Annotated in this window: 18 protein-coding genes; 11 read left to right on the top strand and 7 right to left on the bottom strand. The window is 75.4% G+C overall.

Translation table 11 applies throughout. From position 1 onward, the window contains the following. Positions 1-151: 151 nt before the first annotated feature. From RM572_RS20760 to RM572_RS20750, 3 genes are all read right to left on the bottom strand, one after another. Positions 152-1,255, bottom strand: coding sequence for a threonine aldolase family protein (locus RM572_RS20760; protein WP_311674877.1), 1,104 nt, complete (start codon positions 1,253-1,255; stop codon positions 152-154). Continuing rightward, positions 1,234-2,013, bottom strand: a complete 780-nt coding sequence (locus RM572_RS20755) for an SDR family NAD(P)-dependent oxidoreductase (protein ID WP_311674876.1) — start codon at positions 2,011-2,013, stop codon at positions 1,234-1,236. The genes RM572_RS20760 and RM572_RS20755 overlap by 22 nt, the downstream gene beginning before the upstream one ends. A 74-nt stretch (positions 2,014-2,087) precedes the next feature. Beyond that, a complete protein-coding gene (locus RM572_RS20750) occupies positions 2,088-3,482 on the bottom strand; it encodes a DUF6421 family protein (protein WP_311674875.1) in 1,395 nt (464 codons plus the stop codon). 231 nt (positions 3,483-3,713) lie between these two features. Between RM572_RS20750 and RM572_RS20745 the strand changes: the two genes are divergently transcribed. Continuing rightward, on the top strand, positions 3,714-4,427 hold the full coding sequence (locus tag RM572_RS20745) for a glycerophosphodiester phosphodiesterase (protein ID WP_311674874.1): 714 nt from the start codon (positions 3,714-3,716) through the stop codon (positions 4,425-4,427). A gap of 52 nt (positions 4,428-4,479) precedes the next feature. Here RM572_RS20745 and RM572_RS20740 read toward each other — a convergent pair whose 3' ends face one another. Further along, positions 4,480-5,025, bottom strand: a complete 546-nt coding sequence (locus RM572_RS20740) for a GNAT family N-acetyltransferase (RefSeq protein ID WP_311674873.1) — start codon at positions 5,023-5,025, stop codon at positions 4,480-4,482. Positions 5,026-5,064: 39 nt separating this feature from the next. Between RM572_RS20740 and RM572_RS20735 the strand changes: the two genes are divergently transcribed. The 10 genes from RM572_RS20735 to RM572_RS20690 all read left to right on the top strand — a co-directional run bounded on the left by RM572_RS20735 (position 5,065) and on the right by RM572_RS20690 (position 13,868). Then, positions 5,065-5,457, top strand: a complete 393-nt coding sequence (locus tag RM572_RS20735; RefSeq protein ID WP_311674872.1) for a VOC family protein — start codon at positions 5,065-5,067, stop codon at positions 5,455-5,457. Between the two features lie 197 nt (positions 5,458-5,654). Then, complete coding sequence (locus RM572_RS20730; RefSeq protein WP_311674871.1) at positions 5,655-6,266, top strand: DUF5134 domain-containing protein; 612 nt, start codon at positions 5,655-5,657, stop codon at positions 6,264-6,266. 135 nt (positions 6,267-6,401) lie between these two features. Further along, complete coding sequence (locus RM572_RS20725) at positions 6,402-7,340, top strand: M56 family metallopeptidase (protein ID WP_311674870.1); 939 nt, start codon at positions 6,402-6,404, stop codon at positions 7,338-7,340. A 127-nt stretch (positions 7,341-7,467) separates the two neighbouring features. Then, positions 7,468-8,172, top strand: a complete 705-nt coding sequence (locus RM572_RS20720) for a phosphatase PAP2 family protein (RefSeq protein WP_311674869.1) — start codon at positions 7,468-7,470, stop codon at positions 8,170-8,172. After that, positions 8,169-8,870 (top strand): HAD family hydrolase, encoded by a 702-nt coding sequence (locus tag RM572_RS20715; RefSeq protein WP_311674868.1) that lies wholly within the window; start codon positions 8,169-8,171, stop codon positions 8,868-8,870. Before RM572_RS20720 ends, RM572_RS20715 begins: the two co-directional genes overlap by 4 nt. Before the next feature lie 172 nt (positions 8,871-9,042). Continuing rightward, positions 9,043-9,711: a TetR/AcrR family transcriptional regulator gene (locus RM572_RS20710; RefSeq protein ID WP_311674867.1), complete on the top strand. Its 669-nt coding sequence runs from the start codon at positions 9,043-9,045 to the stop codon at positions 9,709-9,711. A gap of 177 nt (positions 9,712-9,888) precedes the next feature. Next, complete coding sequence (locus tag RM572_RS20705; RefSeq protein ID WP_311674866.1) at positions 9,889-10,998, top strand: WD40/YVTN/BNR-like repeat-containing protein; 1,110 nt, start codon at positions 9,889-9,891, stop codon at positions 10,996-10,998. A 69-nt stretch (positions 10,999-11,067) separates the two neighbouring features. Further along, positions 11,068-11,745 carry a uracil-DNA glycosylase gene (locus tag RM572_RS20700; RefSeq protein ID WP_311674865.1) on the top strand — a complete coding sequence of 226 codons (678 nt, stop codon included), beginning with the start codon at positions 11,068-11,070 and terminating at the stop codon, positions 11,743-11,745. Continuing rightward, positions 11,742-12,803 (top strand): N-acetylglucosamine kinase, encoded by a 1,062-nt coding sequence (locus tag RM572_RS20695; RefSeq protein ID WP_311674864.1) that lies wholly within the window; start codon positions 11,742-11,744, stop codon positions 12,801-12,803. Before RM572_RS20700 ends, RM572_RS20695 begins: the two co-directional genes overlap by 4 nt. Positions 12,804-12,911: 108 nt before the next feature. After that, positions 12,912-13,868: a sirohydrochlorin chelatase gene (locus tag RM572_RS20690; protein WP_311674863.1), complete on the top strand. Its 957-nt coding sequence runs from the start codon at positions 12,912-12,914 to the stop codon at positions 13,866-13,868. A 482-nt stretch (positions 13,869-14,350) separates the two neighbouring features. Here RM572_RS20690 and RM572_RS20685 read toward each other — a convergent pair whose 3' ends face one another. The 3 genes from RM572_RS20685 to RM572_RS20675 form a co-directional block, all read right to left on the bottom strand. Beyond that, positions 14,351-15,430: a lactonase family protein gene (locus tag RM572_RS20685; RefSeq protein ID WP_311674862.1), complete on the bottom strand. Its 1,080-nt coding sequence runs from the start codon at positions 15,428-15,430 to the stop codon at positions 14,351-14,353. A 124-nt stretch (positions 15,431-15,554) separates the two neighbouring features. Beyond that, complete coding sequence (locus RM572_RS20680; RefSeq protein WP_311674936.1) at positions 15,555-17,042, bottom strand: FUSC family protein; 1,488 nt, start codon at positions 17,040-17,042, stop codon at positions 15,555-15,557. 331 nt (positions 17,043-17,373) lie between these two features. After that, positions 17,374-18,978, bottom strand: coding sequence for a bifunctional phosphatase PAP2/diacylglycerol kinase family protein (locus tag RM572_RS20675; protein WP_311674861.1), 1,605 nt, complete (start codon positions 18,976-18,978; stop codon positions 17,374-17,376). Positions 18,979-19,115: the final 137 nt, after the last annotated feature.

The following is a 19,115-nucleotide window of genomic DNA, read 5'->3' as shown; positions in this document are numbered from 1 at the left end:
GTTGTGCGCCCCCTGAGTCCTCTGCACGCGCCCAGCCCCTACGGGCTGTCCATGATCGGTCACGGACAAGGATGCCATGGGTGTCCGACACGTGACGAAGCGCGTCGGCCCCCGGCGCCCCTCGGGGCGCCGGGGGCCGACGGTGCACCGGTCAGCGCGAGGCGGCCATCTCCTCGCGGAGCGCGTCCACGAAGGAGTCGACGTCGTCCGGGGTGGTGTCGAACGAGCACATCCACCGCACGTCGCCGGCCGTCTCGTCCCAGAAGTAGAAGCGGAAGCGCTTCTGGAGCCGTTCGCTGACGTCGTGCGGGAGCCGGGCGAAGACCGCGTTGGCCTCGACGGCGTAGAGGATCTCCACGCCGGGGACGGCCCGCACGCCGGCGGCCAGGCGCTGGGCCATGGTGTTGGCGTGGCGGGCGTTGCGCAGCCAGAGGTCCTTGGCGAGCAGCGCCTCCAGCTGGACGGAGACGAAGCGCATCTTGGACGCGAGCTGCATGGACAGCTTCCGCAGGTGCTTGATCGCCCGCACGGCGTCCGGGTTCAGCACCACGACGGCCTCGCCGAAGAGCATGCCGTTCTTGGTGCCGCCGAAGGAGAGCACGTCCACGCCCGCGGCGTAGGTGAAGGCGCGCATGGGGACGTCGAGGGCGGCGGCCGCGTTGGCGATGCGGGCGCCGTCCAGGTGCACCTTCATGCCGTGTTCGTGCGCGTGGTCGCAGATGGCGCGTATCTCGTCCGGCGTGTACAGCGTGCCGAGTTCGGTGTTCTGCGCGAGGGAGACGACCTGCGGCATGGCGCGGTGCTCGTCGTCCCAGCCGAACGCCTCGCGGTCGATCAGCTCGGGCGTGAGCTTGCCGTCGTCGGTCGGCACGGTGAGCAGCTTGAGCCCGCCGACGCGTTCGGGCGCGCCGCACTCGTCGACGTGGATGTGGGCGGTGTCGGAGCAGATCACCGCACCCCAGCGGTCGGTGAGCGCCTGGAGGGCGACCACGTTGGCGCCGGTGCCGTTAAAGACCGGGAAGGTCTCCGCGTACGGGCCGAAGTGCGAGCGCATCAGCTGCTGGAGGTGCGCGGTGTAGGCGTCGCCGCCGTACGCCGTCTGGTGGCCCTCGTTGGCCAGCGCGAGGGCGGCCAGGATCTCCGGGTGCGCGCCGGCGTAGTTGTCGCTGGCGAAGCCGCGCACCGCGGGGTCGTGGTGCCGCTTGGCGTCCGTGGCCGCCCGCGCGGGGGCCGTCACGGCTGGGGTGTGAGCCACAGGCGCTGTCCGTTCACTTCCTCGGTCGGCTGGTTCCAGGTCCCGGCGATGGCGTCGGCCAGGTCGCGGACGTCGGTGAACGTCTTGAACTTGGCGTTCGGCCGTTCCTTGCGCATCTGGTCGTTCACCAGGGCCTTCACGACCAGGATGGCAGCCGCGGCGGGCGGCGGGCTCTCGCCCCCCGTCTTGCGGAAGGCGTCGGCGAGGGCCAGCGTCCACGCCTCGGCGGCCGCCTTGGAGGCGGAGTAGGCGGCGTTGCCGGCCGTGGGGTTGCTCGCTCCGGCGGCGCTGATGAGGAGGAAGCGGCCGTTTCCGCTGCGTTCCAGGGCGCCCTGGAAGGCGAGTGAGGTGTGCTGCACGGTGCGGATGAGCAGGTTGTGCAGCACGTCCCAGTCGCCGAGGTCGGTCTCGGCGAAGTGCGCGGAGCCGCGCCAGTCGCCGACGAGGTGCACCAGGCCGTCGATGCGGCCGAACTCCTTCTCGGTGCGCGCCACCCACTCGCGGGTGGCGGCCAGGTCGAGCAGGTCGACGGTGTCGCCGGTGACGGTGGCGCCGCCGTGCGCGAACCTCGCCGCGTCGACGGCCTGCGCCAGCCGCTCCGCGTCGGCGTCGGCGGCCACCACCGTGGCGCCCGCCTCGGCGAGCCGCAGCAGGGCCGCCTGGCCCGCGGGGCCGGCCGCGCCGGCGACGGCGACGACCGCGCCGTCCAGGCCTCCGTCACCGCCGGTGGTCCCGCCGTCGGTCCTGGTACTGGTCATGCTGGTCGCCTCTCTGCGCTGTGCCCTCGCGGGCCCGACTCCGGCCTGCCGCCCGTGGTCCGTCGTCCCACCGCTCACGCGGCGAGGGCGGCGGACTCGGCGGTGATGCCCTTGGTCGATGCGATCACACCGCGGAGCTTCTTGCGAAGGGCCTCGTAGAACATGCTCAGCGGGAACTCGTCGGGAAGCACGTCGTCGACGAGCTTGCGCGGGGGGAGGCCGAGGTCCAGCGCGTCCGGGCCCTTGGCCCAGGTCGAGCCGGGGTGCGGGGCGAGGTAGGTGGAGACCAGCTCGTAGGCCTTGAACCAGTGCACCAGCTTGGGGCGGTCGATGCCCTCGCGGTAGAGGGTCTCGATCTCCTCGCGGAGGGCGACGGTGACCTCGCGGGCGCGGTCCCAGTCGACGGTGAGCTTGTTGTCCGTCCAGCGCAGCGCGTCGTGCTTGTGGAGGTAGGCGAAGAGCAGCTGGCCGCCCAGGCCGTCGTAGTTGCGGTTGCGCTCGCCGGTGACGGGGAAGCGGAAGAGGCGGTCCAGCAGCATGGCGTACTGCACGTCGCGGCCCTGCGGGACGCCGTCGGCCTCGAGCTTGACGCCCTCACCGAAGGCGGTCAGGTCGCAGCGCAGCTCCTCCAGGCCGTACATCCAGAACGGCTGGCGCTGCTTGATCATGAACGGGTCGAACGGCAGGTCGCCGTGGCTGTGCGTGCGGTCGTGGACCATGTCCCACAGCACGAACGCCTGCTGGGCGCGCTGCTGGTCGGTGAGGAGGCCCTTGGCGTCCTCGGGCAGCTCCAGGCTGGTCACCTCGCAGGCGGCGTCGATCACGCGGCGGAAGCGGGCGGCCTCGCGGTCGCAGAAGATGCCGCCCCAGGTGAAGCGGTCCGGGGCCTCGCGCACGGCGATGGTCTCGGGGAAGAGCACCGCGGAGTTGGTGTCGTAGCCGGCCGTGAAGTCTTCGAACGCGATGCCGCAGAAGAGCGGGTTGTCGTACCGGGTGCGCTCCAGCTCGGCGAGCCAGTCGGGCCACACCATGCGCAGGACGACGGCCTCGAGGTTGCGGTCGGGGTTGCCGTTCTGGGTGTACATCGGGAAGAGGACCAGGTGCTGGAGGCCGTCGGCGCGCTGCCGGGCGGGCTGGAAGGCGAGCAGCGAGTCCAGGAAGTCGGGCACGCCGAAGCCGTCCGCGGCCCACCGGCGCAGGTCGGTGACCAGGGCCTCCAGGTAGGCGGCGTCGTGCGGCACCAGCGGTGCCAGCTCCTGGACGGCGGTCACGACGCGCTCCAGCCCGGCTTCGACCTCGGCGCGGGCCGGGGCGTCCTCGGCCGCGAAGTCGATCGAGCCGTCCTTGGACTGGGCGGGCCGCAGCGCTTCGACGGCCTGCTTGAGCACGGGCCAGGCGGGGTGGTCCACCACCCGGTCCGTGGACGCGGCGGGGCCGTCCACGCTGCTGGGCGAAAGAATTTCCGTCATGACCGGACCTCCACGGGAGAAAATCGCGTACGACCACGGTATCGGGAGAACGTCACCCCCTCAAGTGGCGATCACGGAAATTCTTCTGCTCGACCCCCCTCATACCGCTGTTCTTCCTGTCGGTGTGGTCCGTTCGTGTGGACAGGGTGGAGGCCCCGAACTTCCCTCCACGGCCGCTAGTCTGAGGCGGCACACCGCCGTCGGCCACCGCAGGAAAGCGAGAGCGCTCACGTGTCCATGCTCACAGTCGGCCACCGCGGCCTGATGGGCGTCGAGCCCGAGAACACCCTGCGGTCCTTCCGCCGCGCCGACCGCGAGGGGGTGGACGTGATCGAACTCGACCTTCACCTGAGCAGCGACGGCGCGCTCGTGGTCATGCACGACGCGGAGGTGGACCGGACCACCGACGGCACCGGCCCGGTCTCCGGCTTCACGCTGGCGGAGCTGCGCGAGCTGGACGCCGGCGGGGGCGAGCGCGTCCCGGTGTTCGAGGAGGTCGTGGCGGCCGTGAAGGCGCCGCTCCAGGCGGAGATCAAGGACGCCGCCGCCGCCCGGGTGCTGGCGGAGGCCATCGAGAAGCACGACCTGCACGAGCGGGTCACCGTGATCTCGTTCCACGACGAGGCGCTGCGGGAGACGCGCACCCTGCTGCCCGACATGCCGCTGGTGCTGGTCGCCGGGCGCTCCTCGCCGACGGCTCCCGAGCGCGCCCGCGAGCTGGGCGCGGTGATGGTCTCCCTGGAGCTGTGCCACATCGACGCGGAGACCGTGAAGGCGGCACACGAGTCCGGCATCGAGGTGATCAGCTGGACGGTGAACACCCCGGAGGACCTGGAACACGCCCGCGAACTGGAGCTGGACGGCGTGGTGACCGACAGGCCGGAGATCCTCGTCGCGGTCCGGGAGACGCCCCGGGACACCGCGGAGGGCCGCGGACGGTCCTGAGGCGGCGGCCCCGCGCCGCGCCCCCGGGGCGCCCGGAGCGGTCCGGTTCCGCTCAGTCGAGGGCCTTGACCAGCAGCTCGAAGGCCAGGTCCTCCCGCTGCGGGAGGCCAAAGCGCTCGTCGCCGTAGGGGAAGGGACTGAGTTCGCCGGTCCGGGCGTATCCGCGGCGCTCGTACCAGGCGATCAGGTCCTCGCGCTGAACGATCACCGTCATGTGCATCTCCCGGGCTCCCCACTCCTCGCGGGCGGCGCGCTCGGCCTCCGCCAGCACCCGCCTGCCCAGGCCACCGCCCTGGAGACCGGGGCGCACGGCGAACATCCCGAAGTAGGCCAGGCCGGAGCGGTTCTCCAGCTGGCAGCAGGCCACCGTCTCCCCGTCCTCCTCGGCCAGGAGCATGCGGCTGTCCGGGGACGCGACGACGGCCCGGACGCCCTCGGGGTCGGTACGCTGCCCGCCCAGCAGGTCCGCCTCGGTGGTCCACCCCGCCCGGCTGCTCTCACCCCGGTAGGCGGACTCGATCAGGGCGACCAGCGCCGGCACGTCGGCCTCCTCGGCGGCACGGAAGGCGAGCGCGGTGCGGGTGTCGGCGTTGTCCATGCCCCGGAGCGTAACCGCAGCGCGTTATCGTCCGGCCCCATGGTCCATGTACTGAGCAGCCGCATCCTGCTCCGGCCCACCGACCCCCAACGCTCCCGCGCCTTCTACGGCGGGACGCTGGGCCTGGCGGTGGCCCGCGAGTTCGGCACCGGACCGGAGCGCGGCACCGTCTACTTCCTGGGCGGCGGATTCCTGGAGATCTCCGGCCGCGCCGAGGAACCGTCCTCTCCCGGCCTGCGACTGTGGCTCCAGGTCGACGACGTCGCCGCGGCCCACGCGGAGCTGAGCGCCGCGGGCGCCGAGGTGCTGCGTCCGCCCCTGCGGGAGCCGTGGGGGCTGGAGGAGATGTGGATCGCCGCCCCGGACGGCGTGCGGATCTGCGTGGTGGAGGTGCCCGCCGACCACCCGATGCGCTACCGCCCGGGCCTCTGAGGTCCGGGCGATCCGGGTGGTCCGGGTGGTCCGGGTGGTCCGGGTGGTCCGGGCCGGTCGCCGCGCCGGACTCCGGCGGGGGACGCCCCTGGGCGCACGCCGGGGTGCGCACGCCCCTCCGGATGCCTCCGTGCGCCGCCTTGCGGCCACCGGTGTGAGGGAAGCCTCCGTGCGACGGCGAGCGCGGAGGGGGCGTCATGCACGGGCCTGCCGTGGTGAGTTGGCTCCTGGTCGTGATGTGCGGGGCCACGGGGGTGTACTGCCTGCGCACAGCCGCACGTGCCGCCGGCCCGCCACCCGGCGGGGCGCGCGTCGAGGGGGTGATGGGCCTGGCCATGGCTGCCATGGCGCTGCCCGTCCGGCCCGCCGGAGCGGTCGCGGAGGCCGCCTTCGCGGTGTTCTTCGGCGCGCTGGCGGCCGCGGCGCTGTGGTCGGCCCGCCCGGTGCGGGCCGGTCGTACCGGCGGCCGGCACCGCGGGCACGGCCTGCACCACGCGCTGGAGGCGCTGGCGATGGCGTACATGGCGGTGGTGATGGCGGCCGCAGGCGGCGGACAGCACGCCGGGCACGGCGCGGGACCCGGCGGCGTACCCGTGCTGACCGGCGCCCTGCTCGCCTACTTCGCGGGCTTCGCGCTGTACACCGGCGCCCGGTCGGCCCCGGCTGCGGCGGTCCCGGCCACGGCGCCCGCAGGGAGCGGAGCGGGCGGCGCGGGCGCCGTCGGGCGCCTTCCTCCCGCCGCGGGGATGGCCCACGCGTGCCGGCTCACCCTGGCCCTGAGCTCCTTCACCATGCTGCTCACGGTGTGACCGCGCCGCCCGCCGCCGCGTGAGACGGTCCGCCGCCTCGTGACCGCGCCACTCGCGCCCGCGCGGCGTGAGGCATGCGTCACTCCTGCGGCGGGCGGCCGTACGGTGCGGGGCGAACGGTCATAGGCTGTGACCATGTTGGTGCCGCTCGCGCTGCTGGTCCTGGGGGCGCTGGCCGCTGCGGCGGCTCCCCGCGTCCTCACGCGTTCCTCCTGGCCGGACCGGGAACCGGTGCTGGCCCTGTGGGCCTGGCAGTGCGTGGTGGCGGGCGTTCTGCTCTCCTGCCTCCTCGCCATGGCGCTCTCCGCGGCCGCCGCCTGGCAGGCGGTGCGCGACCACGTGTTCGCGCCCGCGCCGCACGGCGTCCAGGAGGCGTACGGACTCGGCGCGTACGACGGGTGGGCGGGCGCCGTCGCCCTCCTGCTGGCCTGCGGCGGCGCGTGGACGGCGGCGATGCTGCTGCGGGAGATCCGCGACGCGCGGCTGCGGCTGAAGCGGCGCCGCGGCGAACTGCGGGTCCGCGCACCCCGGCTGCCCGGCGAGGAGACCCGCGCCGGCGGACCGCTGGTGGTGCTGGAGAGCGACCGCGCGGACGCCTGGTGGCTGCCCGGGGCCGTTCCGCAACTGGTCATCACGACCGCGGCGCTGCGCCGCCTGAAGGGGCGCCAGCTGGACGCCGTGCTGGAGCACGAACAGGGCCACGCGCGCGCCCGCCACGACTGGCTGCTGAACTGCTCCTCCGCCCTCGCCGTCGGCTTCCCCCGGGTGCCGGTCTTCGCCGCGTTCCGCGACCAGGTGCACCGCCTGGTCGAGCTGGCGGCCGACGACGTCGCCTCCCGCCGTCACGGCCGCCTCACCACGGCCCTCGCCCTGGTCGAACTCAACGAGGACCGCGGCGTGTTCGGCCCCTGCCCGGCCGAGGGCGCCCTGGTCCCCGCCCGGGTCCACCGGCTGCTCGCCCCGGCGCCGCGCCTGACGGTGAGCCGCAGGCTGCGGACCGTCGCGGTCGCCTCGCTGGTGCCGCTGATCCCGCTCGCGGTGGCCTTCGTCCCCGGACTCAGCGCCCTGGGCTGACCCCCGGCCGCTCACCGCGGGATCGTCCGGGCGCCGGCCCTTCGCCGGCTTCGCGGCCGGCCGACGGCCCGCGGCCCGTCGGGCGCGCCCTGTTGGCCGGGGCGGCCGACTGGGTGAGGATCGCCCCATGTCCGCTGCGTCACGTCTTCCGTCCTCCCCTCCCCCCGCCGGAGCGCCGTCGCCGCGGCGGGCGGCGCCGTGGGTGTGGGCCTCGGTGTGCGGCGGCCTGGGGATCGCCCTGATTCTGCTGGTCGTCGCCGGGTGGCCGCCGCTGATCGACCTGGACGACGGTGTCTCCCGCACGCTGCACGACGCCGCGCTCTCCCACCCCGGCTGGACCGGCACCGCGCGGGTGCTCACGGACTGGGTGTGGGACACGGTCACCATGCGGGTGCTGGTCGCGTTGGCGTTCGTGGTGCTCTGGTGGCGCGGAGCGCGTGCCCTGGCCTTCCTCCTCGCCGTCACCATGCTGCTCGGCGTCCTCGTCCAGCAGAGCCTCAAGGCCCTCGTCGGGCGCGAGCGCCCGCAGTGGGAGAACCCCGTGGACGCGGCCCACTTCGCCGCGATGCCCTCCGGACACGCCATGACGGCGGCCCTCGCCTGCGGCCTGCTCACCTGGGTGGCCTGGACCCGGCTGCACCGGCCCGCCCTGTGCTGGACCGTGACGGCGGTGGCGGCGGTCTCCGTGGCGGGCGTGTCCCTCACCCGCGTCTTCCTGGGGGTGCACTGGCTGACCGACGTCGTGTCCGGCGTCGCCCTGGGCCTGGCCATGGCGGCGTTGGCGGCCGGGAGTTGGCAGGCGCTGCGGACCGCGGGGAAGATCGCCGCATGACGGTTCGCGGTGTGCTGTTCGACTTCTCCGGAACCCTGCTGCGCGTCGAGCCCGCGGTCAGGTGGCTGGCCGCCGTACTGGCCGGGTCGGGCGTGGAGCTGCCCCGGGCGGAGGCCGCAGGGTACGCGGCGCGGCTCGAACGGGCGGGCGCTCTGCCGGGCGGTGCGCCGCCGCGGGCCGTACCGCCCCACCTGGACCGGCTGTGGTGGGAGCGCGACTGCAGCGCGGAGCAGCACCGGGCGGCGTACACCGGGCTGGCCCGGCAGGTGCCGCTGCCCAGGGAGGACCTGTACGACGCCCTGTACGACCGGCACATGACACCGGAGGCCTGGGAGCCCTACCCGGACGCCTTCGAGGTCCTGGGCGCGCTCCGCGACCGCGCAGTCCCGGTGGCGGTGGTGAGCAACATCGGCTGGGACCTGCGTCCGGTGTTCCGCGGCCACGCGCTGGACGGCTTCGTCCAGGAGTACGTGCTCTCGTTCGAGCACGGCGTGCAGAAGCCCGACCCTCGGCTCTTCCGTACCGCGTGCGCGGCGCTGAGACTGGAACCGGAGGAGGTGCTCATGGTGGGCGACGACCGGCGCGCCGACGGGGGCGCGACGGCCGTGGGATGCGCCTACCACCCCGTGGACCATCTGCCGGTCGAGCAGCGACCGCACGGTCTGCGGCCGCTGCTCGACCTGCTGGGGCCGGCCTGAGGGGGTCGGCGGCCCCGTCCCCCGCCAGGGGACGAGAGCCGATACCGGGACGATCCCCCGCGTCGCCCCGGTATCGGCGGTCGTACCGGGCCGTCGGCTGCCCCGCAGGGGGCCGGTCCCGGAGTACGGCTGAGTATATTGGCTCTGAGCCAGTCAACGCAGGAGTTACAGGATGTCCCCTCGGAGCGCATCGGTCAATGAAGAGTTGCGCCGACGCTCCCGGGAGCGGCTTTTGCAGGCGACCGTGGAGCTGGTGGGCGAGCGCGGATACGAGGCCACGACGCTCGGCGACATCGCCGACCGGGCCGGTTCCGCACGGGGGCTGATCTCCTACTACTTCCCCGGCAAGCGGCAGCTGTTCCAGTCGGCGGTGCACCGGCTGATGCACCTGACGCTCGCCGAGGCCCTGGACAGGCCGCCCGTGCCGCAGGGCCCGGACGCCGGCCGCGAGGTGCTGGCCCGCGCGATCGACGCGGTCCTCGGGCTCGCCCGCGACCGGCCGGTGCTGATGCGGGCGCACATGGCCGGGATCCTCCAGCAGGAGGGCTTCGTCAAGTGCGACGAGCAGCGCCGTCTCGCCGCGCTGCTCCGCACGGCGATGGTGCGCTACGGGTCCGAGGACCCGGACACCGACTACCCGATGCTGCGCGCCCTCCTGATGGGGGCGGTGGTGGCGGTCCTGCTGCCCGGCGCCCCGATGCCGCTGGCACGGCTGCGCGCCGAGCTCTTCGACCGGTACGGGCTGGACTGGGAGCTCGGCGTACCGCCCGCCGAGACCGCTCCCGCCACCGCCGCCGGGCCTCCCCCTCTGCCGCCGGCCACGCTGCCGGCGCAGGGCTGACCTGCGGGCAGCCGGGGACGGCGGCGTGTGCGAGCGGGCCGTTGTCAGTGCGCTGGGGCAGACTGCTTCCCGTACGCGCCCGGCGTGCCTTCGTCCGGGACGGGCACGGCGCGGCGCGGGCCCGACCGTCCCCGCGCACCGGGCGCGGGGCGACATCCCACGAGGCGGTGGCCAGGCATGACGGAAGTACTGCTCGCGGTAGGTACCCGCAAGGGCCTGTTCCTGGCCCGCCGGGACGCCGGACGACGCGCCCAGGACGGCTGGGAGTTCGACGGCCCGCACTTCAACGCGCAGGCGGTCTACTCGGTCGCGATCGACACCCGCCCCGGCGGCGCGCCCCGGCTGCTGGTGGGCGGCGACAGCGCGCACTGGGGCCCGTCCGTCTTCCGCTCCGACGACCTCGGGGCCTCCTGGCAGGAGCCTGAGCGGCCCGCCGTCCGCTTCCCGGAGGACACCGGCACGTCGCTGGAGCGGGTCTGGCAGCTCCAGCCCGGCGGTCTCGACGAGCCGGAGGTGGTCTACGCGGGCACCGAGCCGGGCGCGCTGTTCCGCTCCGAGGACGGCGGCCGCAGCTTCGCGCTGGTCCGCGCGCTGTGGGACCACCCCACCCGGAAGGACTGGGTGCCGGGCGGTGGCGGGCTCGGCCTGCACACCGTCCTCGTCGACCCGCGCGACTCCCGCCGCGTCACGGTCGCCGTCTCCACCGGAGGCGCCTACCGCACCGCGGACGGCGGGCAGAGCTGGGAGCCGTGCAACCGGGGCGTGCAGGCGACGTTCCTGCCCGAGTCGCAGCGCTTCCCGGAGTACGGCCAGTGCGTGCACAAGGTCGCCCGCGACGCCGAGCACCCGGACCGGCTCTACCTCCAGAACCACTGGGGCGTCTACCGCAGCGAGGACGGCGGCGGCACCTGGACGTCGATCGGCGACTCGCTGCCCTCCGACTTCGGCTTCCCCGTCGTGGCGCATCCGCGCCGCGGGGGCACGGCGTACGTCTTCCCGCTCAACGCCGACTCCGACCGGGTGCCCGCCGACCGGCTTTGCCGGGTGCACCGCACCCGGGACGCGGGGGCGACCTGGGAGGCGCCGGAGGCCGGTCTTCCGGAGCAGGCGCACTACGGGCCGGTGCTGCGCGACGCGATGTGCGCCGACGACGCCGACCCGGCGGGCGTCTACTTCGGCAACCGCAACGGCGAGGTGTACGGCAGCGCCGACGAGGGTGACAGCTGGCGCCGCCTCGCCCGCCATCTGCCGGACGTGCTCTGCGTCCGGGCCGCGGTGATCGGCTGAGGCACCTCAACCCCTGCCGGAGTCGAGGGAGTCGGGAGGTGGTGCGGCGAGTCGGTAGAGTGACCGCCCGTGGCTGCACGACCGTTGAACGAGATCGTCGAACAAGGCTGGGCCAAGGCGCTGGAGCCGGTGACCGAACGGGTCGCCGCCATGGGCGACTTCCTGCGGGCGGAGATCGCCGCGGGGAGAACCTACCTCCCGTCCGGGGCGAACGTGCTGCGCGCCTTCCAGCAGCCGTTCGACGAGGTGCGCGTGCTCGTCGTCGGCCAGGACCCTTACCCCACGCCGGGGCACGCGGTGGGCCTCAGCTTCTCCGTCGCGCCCGAGGTGCGCCCGCTGCCGGGCAGCCTGGAGAACATCTTCCGCGAGATGGGCGACGACCTCGGAGTGCCGCGCCCGTCGAACGGCGACCTGACTCCCTGGACCCGGCAGGGCGTGCTGCTCCTCAACAGGGCGCTCACCACGGCCCCGCGCCGGCCCGCCGCGCACCGCGGCAAGGGCTGGGAGGAAGTCACCGAGCAGGCCATCCGTGCCCTGGCGGAACGGGGCACTCCGCTGGTGGCGGTGCTCTGGGGGCGGGACGCGCGCAACCTGCGGCCGCTGCTGAAGGGCGTGCCCGCGGTGGAGTCCGCGCACCCCTCGCCCATGTCCGCCGATCGCGGCTTCTTCGGCTCCCGCCCGTTCAGCCGCGTCAACGACCTGCTGGCGCAGCAGGGCGCACAGCCGGTCGACTGGCGCCTGCCGTGACCGCGGGCGGCGCCGGCTGGGTGCTGGGCGTCGACTCCGGCGGCTCGGGGCTGCGCGTCGCCCTGGCGCCCGCCGCCGGGGTCACCTCTGTCGCCCGCGGGTTCGCGGACGCCGTGCGCGAGGAGTGCCGCGAGCCGGTGCGTACCGGTCCCGAGGGCATCGACGCGCGGCACCTCGCCGCGCAGGTGGTGCCGGTGGCCCGGGCCCTCCTCGCCCGCGTCGGCGGGCGGGACGGCAGCCTGACCGCGGTGTGCGTCGGCGCGGCCGGCATGGCCACCCTGGGTACGGAGCTGCGCGCTCTGCTGCCGGAGGAGTTCGCCCGCGCTCTCGGCGCGCGGAGCCTGCTCCTCGCCGCCGACGCCGTCACCGCGTACGCGGGGGCGCTGGGTGTCGCACCCGGCGCTGTCGTCGCGGCCGGCACCGGGATGATCGCCCTGGGCACCGACCTGCACACCTGGCGGCGGGCCGACGGCTGGGGGCATCTGCTGGGCGACTGCGGCGGCGGCGCCTGGATCGGCCGCGCGGGCCTGGACGCCGCGCTGCGCGCCCACGACGGCCGGGAAGGCGGCTCCCCGGCGCTGCTGCGGCGCGCGGAGGAGACGTTCGGCCCCGCCGCCGGACTGCCCGGCCTGCTCTACCCCCGCACCGACCGGCCCGCGCTGCTCGCCTCCTTCGCACCGCAGGTCGCGGCCGCCGCCGACCCGGCCGGCGGGAACGGGGACGCTACGGCCCGCGCCGTGCTGGCGGACGCGGCACGGGAGATCGCCCGGTCCGCGGCCGCGGTGTGCCCCGCGCCGGAAGGCCCGTCGCCCTCCGGCCCGGGCGTGGAGGCACCACGGGTGGCCCTGACCGGCGGGCTGTTCCGGATGGGCGAGGTGCTGCTGGAGCCGCTGCGCCGGGAGCTGGCCGTCCGGCTGCCGCACGCCCGCACGGTCCCGGCCGCCGGCGATCCGCTGGACGGAGCCCTGGTGCTCGCCGCGCGGCGCGCGGCGGGCGCCCCGGGCCTGCCGGTGGACGAGCGGCTGCTCACCGTGCACACGCCGCTCAGCGGGGCCTGACGGGATCGCACAGTCGTGCCCGCGCGACGCGCGGTGCGAATGGGACATTCGTCACCGTTCACCCCCGCTCGAACAGTAGGGTCCTTCAAGGCATTAACATGCGGGCGCATGAGCTCCCCCACAGGGCCGGACAACGGCCTGCCCGTACGAATGCCGCGTCCCCGCCAGTCCGGTCGGCACCGCCGGCCGGAGCCCGTGGTCGCCCCGGAGAACGCGCCGGCGCTGGTGCTGGCCGTGCCCGGGGAGCCGACCTCTGCGACGCGTGGCCTCGCCGAGGAGATCGTGAGCATCGCCCGCTCCGAGCTGCCCGGCCTGGACGCGCGGATCGGATACGTGGAGGGCAGCAGCGAGGAGTTCCCCGGCCTGGCCGAGGTGCTGGCCCGTGCCGCGGGCGACCGTGCGGCCGCACCGTCGCCCGCCCTGGCGCACGAGGGCGGCGCGGAGGGCCCAACAGGCACCGCACCCGGTGACGCGCAGGTCTCCGACGCGCTCCCGGCCGTCGTGGTGCCGCTGCTGGCGGGTCCGGACGCCGCCCACATGCGGCAGATACGGCAGGCGGTGCTGAACAGCGGTTCCGGCGCGGAGCTCACCGACGTGCTGGGCCCGCACCCGCTGCTGGCCGAGGCCGTGCACGTGAAGCTTTCCGAGGCGGGGCTCGCCCGCGCGGACCGTGCCCGGTTGTTCACGGTGGCCACGGCGGCGGACGGCATCATCATCGCCAGCCTCGGCGGCGAGGAGGCCGTCCAGGCCGCGGGCATCACCGGCATGCTGCTGGCCGCCCGCCTGGCGGTTCCGGTGCTGGCCGCCGGGCTGGACGAGGAGGGCGCGATCGCGCGTGCCGCGCAGCAGCTGCGCGACTCGGGCTCCCAGCACCTCGCCGTCGCGCCGTGCCTGATCGGCCCGGAGATCCCGGCCGGGCTGCTCCAGGCCGCCACGGACGAGGCCGGCTGCGCCGCCGCGGAGCCGCTGGGGCCGTACCCGGCGCTGGGCAAGCTGGTCGCCGCGACGTACGGCGCGAAGCTCGGGCTTCCGCAGCAGCCGGCACCGGGCATGCCCGTCCGCTGACCGGTCCTTGGCCGGCCCCCGCCGACGACCTCACCCGCGCCCCCGGGCGGGGCGGTGCCACCACCACCGCCGCCGCCGGGGGCGCGGCGCATCGCCCCGGGGTGCGCGGCGCCTGACAGCCCGCCACCCGCCCGGAAGAGACTCGGCGATGCGGCACCGCACGGCGGCGACGGGCTGTCCGGGGTCGTATCCGGCGACTCGCCGACGCAGGGAAGCTCCGTTCCGGGGCCGGACGGAGGCGGTGCGGGCCTCCCGGAGCCGTCCGGGGCCCGGGCTCTTCCCGGACTCTCCCAGCCGCCCGTTCCCCGAGACGGAACACCTCGGCGTGCTGCGTGCGCGGCCGGGACCGCGCGGACCGCACACTCGCAGCGGCGGGGCGCACGGACGGTAGCCGGCCTGAGGCGGGCGTCACCTTGTCACGGAACCCAACGGCGCCCTTCGGCGCGACCTCGCCGGGGTCTGCGGCGGGCAGGCCGTCGCGGTCAGGGCCCGAAGGCGATGCAGGAGGCCGCAGGGACGGCGAGGGAGCCGGCGGGGCGCGGCATGCCCGTCGGGGCGTCGATGTCGAACCAGGTGACGTCTCCGGAGCGTTCGTTGGCGGCGTAGAGCCACTGCCCGGAGGGGTGGAGAGCGAGGTCGCGGGGCCAGTGGCCGCCGCACGGCATCGTCGCGGCCAGCTCCGCCTCCTCGCCGTTCCCGTCCAGGGTGAGGACGGCGATGCTGTCGGCACCGCGCACCGCGACCCAGGCGAGGCGGCCGTCGCCGCGGAGGACGACCTCGGAGGGGTAGGTCTCTCCTCCGGTCTCGTCGGGCACCACCCGGGTCTCGCCGAGCGGCTCCAGGCGCCCCTTCTCCGCGTCCCAGGAGCACACCGTGAGCGTGGGCAGCAGTTCGCCGACGACGTACGCCCGGGTGCCGTCCGGGCCGAACGTCAGGTGCCGGGGGCCGGTGCCCGGCCGCAGGGCGACCTGGTGGAGGGGGCGCAGGTCGTCGTCCTCCAGCGCGGAGACCCAGACGGAGTCGGTGCCGAGGTCCACGGCGAGCAGGTAGCGGCCCGACGGGTCCACGACGACCTCGTGGGCGTGCGGGCCCTGCTGCCGGTCCGTGACCGGGCCGCTGCCCTCGTGGCGGTGGACCTTCGCCGGTCCGAGGGGCGTACCGTTTGCCGCCGTCCCGAGGACGCTGACGCTGCCGGAGCCGTAGTTGGCGGTGCACAGCAGTCGTCCGGCGCGGGTGAGGTGCGTGGGGCCGGCGCCGTCCACCGGCACGGGGGCTCCCAGCGGGGAGGGGCGGTCGGGGTCGGCCAGCGAGAGGGCGGTCACGGCGCCGTCCTCCTGCTCGCACACACTGTGCAGCACCCCGTCTCCGACCACCAGGTAGGAGGGGTCGGGGACCGCGTCGCCGGTGTGGTGCAGCGCCCGCAGGGAGCCGTCGTCGGGGTCGACGCGGGCGGTGGTGATGCCGCGTCCGCCCTCGGAGGTGAACGACCCCAGGTACGCCCGTCCTGCGGGGGCGTACCCGTCGCCGTGCCGCTGCGTGCCGCTGCTCTGGTCGGTGCTCACGGATCCGCCTTCCGCCCTGGGGCTGCCGGGTCTGCCGTCCGGGAGCGACCGTAGCAGCCGATCATGGCCCGGGATCGGGATCGGGGTCGCGGGACGCAGCGCGCCGTGTCGCCCGGGGAGCGTGTCAGGCGGCGGTGGTGAGCGGTGCGCGGGGCGGGGCGTGCACGGGGACGGCGAGCTCGACCAGCGCCGTCTCCAGGCCGTGCAGGTGGCCGAGCGCGCGGTCGGCTCCGGGGTGGCGGCACGGGGTGTCCTGCCCGGTGACCGTCCCGTCGGCGTCGGCGCACGCGTCCCGGGCGGGCCCGGTGAGCCGGTGCACGGCCTCCTCGACGCGGCGGCAGGCGTCGGCGAGGCGCGCGTCGTGCGAGGCGTCGGGGTCGGCGGCCACCCGGGCGAGCCCGTGGGCCTGCCGGGCGCAGTCGTCGAGGAGGGCGAGCACCTCCCGGGCGCGGGCGCGGCGAGCCCGCAGCGGGCTGAGCAGGTGCACCAGGGGCGCCAGCGAGGTGCGCACCCGGTCGAGGAGCATTTCGAGCTCCGCGATGCGCCGCGCCGGGTCCGCGCTCTCGTCACCGGCGAGCCGCAGCGCCGACTCGCGTGCGCAGGCGTGGACGCAGTGGACGGCGCGCCGGATCCAGCCGTGGGTGGCGGCGTGGGTGGTGACGGGCAGCACGAACGCGACCGCGAGGCCGGCGCCGAGCGCGCCGACGGCGGTCTCGATCAGGCGGAGCTGGAGCAGCCCGGGGTGGAGCGCGCCCAGCATGCCGTACAGCAGGCCGACCAGGACGGTCACGAAGAACATCATCCAGCTGTAGGACACCGCGGCGGTGTAGAAGATCCCGAAGACGCAGACCGACAGCAGCAGGCCGGTGGCCACCGGTCCGCCGTCGACGGGCACCGCGACCCAGAGGCCGGCCACGATACCGACGAGGGTGCCGAGCACCCGGCGGAAGCCGCGGACCAGGGTCTCTCCGCGGGACGCGGTGTTGACGAAGATCCACCACGCGGCGCCGACGGCCCAGTACCAGCGCTCCTGGGAGAGCAGTTGCCCGGCGGCGAGGGCGAACGCACAGGCGGCGGCGGTCTGCACGGCGAGGCGGGTGGCCGGGCGGGCCAGTCCGCGCCCGCCGGGCGGCGCGGGCACGGCGGGCGGCGGGTTGCGGCGCTCGTAGCACCAGAGGCCGAAGCGGACCGCGCAGACCACGAGCACCGCCAGCAGCAGGGCGGCGTGCAGCCCCGGTGCTCCGGACAGGCCGGTGGTGAGGAACTGGGCGGCGAAGAACATCATGAACCCGAAGACGCCCAGTGCGTGCCCGCGCGTGCCCCAGCGGCGGGCGTAGGCGCCGGCGAACGCGACGGCGAGGAAGGCGGCGTCGCGGAGGAGGGGTGCGTCCCGGAGGGCGAGTGCGAGGGTGAGGACGGGGACGCCGACGGCCGGCAGCAGCGCGACGGTGACGGCCTGACGGCGCACGGTCGGGTCGGTCACGGTGAAGAGCGCGAGGAGGGCGGCCAGGCCTGCGATGACGCAGGCCTCCAGGGAGAGACCGGCGGCCGCGGGGGCGGCGACGGCCGCGCCGATGCCGAGGACGGCGCGGGAGGCGGCACGGAGCCGCATGCGGCCGGGGTCGGGGGCCACGAGGTGGCGGTAGGGCCGGGCGGCACGTCGTCGGGCGCCCCGCGGGGAACGGTCGCCGGCCTGCTCCGCCACGGTCACGTCGTCCTTCGCCACGCCCGTCCGTGCCCTCCCTCCGGGTCCAGCTCTGACCCGCTTGTCTGCATATGGATACGACAAGAGGAAAGCATCCTCTGCCTCGGTCAACCAAATTGCGGACGGGGTCGGTGACGGACTTCACGCCGAGGCGCGCTCCGGGGCGCGGGGGACGCCTGTTCGCGGCGGCGGTGGCGCACCCGGGGGCGTGCCACGGCCGCCCCACGCGCTCAGGCGGTCAGTAGTAGGTGCCGTGGTCCAGCGGGCGGTAGACGGTGAGCGCCTCGTGCTGCTTGTCGATCAGCAGTTCGCGCGGCGCCCGGGCGACCTCGCCGTCGAAGGCGAGGTGCGTGCCGTCCGGTATGTCGCTGATCCGTAGCCGGCGGAGGCGGGCGGTGCTGTGCACCGGGGAACGGCCCACGACGCTGGTGAGCGCGGCGGCGAGCAGGCGGCTGCGGGACCAGCGCCCGCCGGGCACCACCCGCACGTCCAGCAGGCCGTCCGCGAGGTCGTGGCGCCGCACGGGGGCGACGCCCAGCCCGCGGTAGGTGCAGTTGCCGACGAACAGCTGCCACATGGGCCGCTGCCTTCCGCCGAGTCCCGCCTCGACGGGGCCGGCGGTGTGCAGCACCCGCATCGCGGCGAGGACGCCGGCGGGCCAGGCGCCGATGCGGGGCGCCCAGCGTTCCCGCATGCGGACCAGTTCCGGGTAGGAGCCGAGGCTGAAGGTGTTGAGGAAGTAGCCGGGGTGGCCGTCGGACCGCCCCGGGCCGGGCGTGAAGCGGGCGAGGTCGACCGCGACCGCGTCGCCCGCGACCACCGCGCGGCACGCGTCCTCCGCGGTCTCGATGCCGAGGTCGTAGGCGAAGTGGTTGCGCGTGCCACCGGGCAGGACGGCCAGCGGCAGACCGTGGCGCACCGCGGCTTGCGCGGCGCAGTTGATGGTGCCGTCGCCACCCAGGACGCCGAGTGCGCCGCCGGTCTCCGCCGCCCGTGCGGCCCCTTCGTCGAAGGCCGCGGCGACGTCGTCCGACCGCGGGTCGCAGAGCACGATCTCGGCGTCCGGCAGCAGGGCGCGGACGACGGCCAGCCCGGCGGGCTCCTCGGCGGGGGTGTCGTCCGCCCCGTCGGCGGGCTCGGCGGTGCGCTGCCCGGAGGAGGCGTTGGCGACCAGGACGAGGCCCTTGCCGCCGCGCAGGGCGGGCGCGTCGGACAACGGGCGTGCGGGGGTGGGCAGCTGGGAGCGGGTGGGCGCGAGTCCGCGGACCGCGAAGGCGGCTCCGACGCCGATCGCGGCACCGGCCAGGACGTCGCTGGGGTAGTGCACGCCGGTGTAGACGCGGGAGAACGCGACAGCGGCGGCGAGCGGCGCGACGGCTGCTCCCCACCGGGGGTTCTCCAGTGCCAGTCCGGTGGTGAACGCGGCCGCCGAGGCGGAGTGGCCGGAGGGGAAGGAGGTGGTGACGGGCTGGGTGTGCAGCTGCCGCACCACCGGCACGTTGTCGAGGATCGGCCGTGCCCGGCGTACCGCGCGCTTGCCCAGGGTGTTCACCGTGGCGGAGGCGACGGCGAGCGAGGCGATGCCGCGCAGGGCGGTCCGCCGGGCGGCGGGATGGCGGGTGGCGGCGATGCCGGCGGCGACGGCGAACCACAGGCCGCCGTGGTTGGCGGCCTTGCTCAGCCTGGGCAGCACCCGGTCGCCGCCGGGCCAGTGCCGGGCCGCGACCTTGTGGAACAGGCCGTGGTCCCAGGCGCTGACACGGTGCGCGTGCAGCACCCAGCGCGCGGCCTCGGCCGCGGCGCCGGCGTCACGGAAGCGGGCCGGGAAGGCCGCTCGAGTCATCTCGTCCCTCGCAGACCGTCGTCGGTGCGGCCGGGCCGGCCGCACCTGTGCGCGCCGAATCTACCGCCGCCGGCCTGCCGGGGAGCAGAGCACCCCGAAATGCGCGCTGCTCGCCCGCGTGTCGGTCCGTGGGGTGC

It is taken from the genome of Streptomyces hazeniae (assembly GCF_031845485.1).
Taxonomy (GTDB): Bacteria; Actinomycetota; Actinomycetes; order Streptomycetales; family Streptomycetaceae; genus Streptomyces; species Streptomyces hazeniae.
Note: the sequence above shows the minus strand (reverse complement) of the source record. Positions and strands in the feature narration are given on the sequence as shown.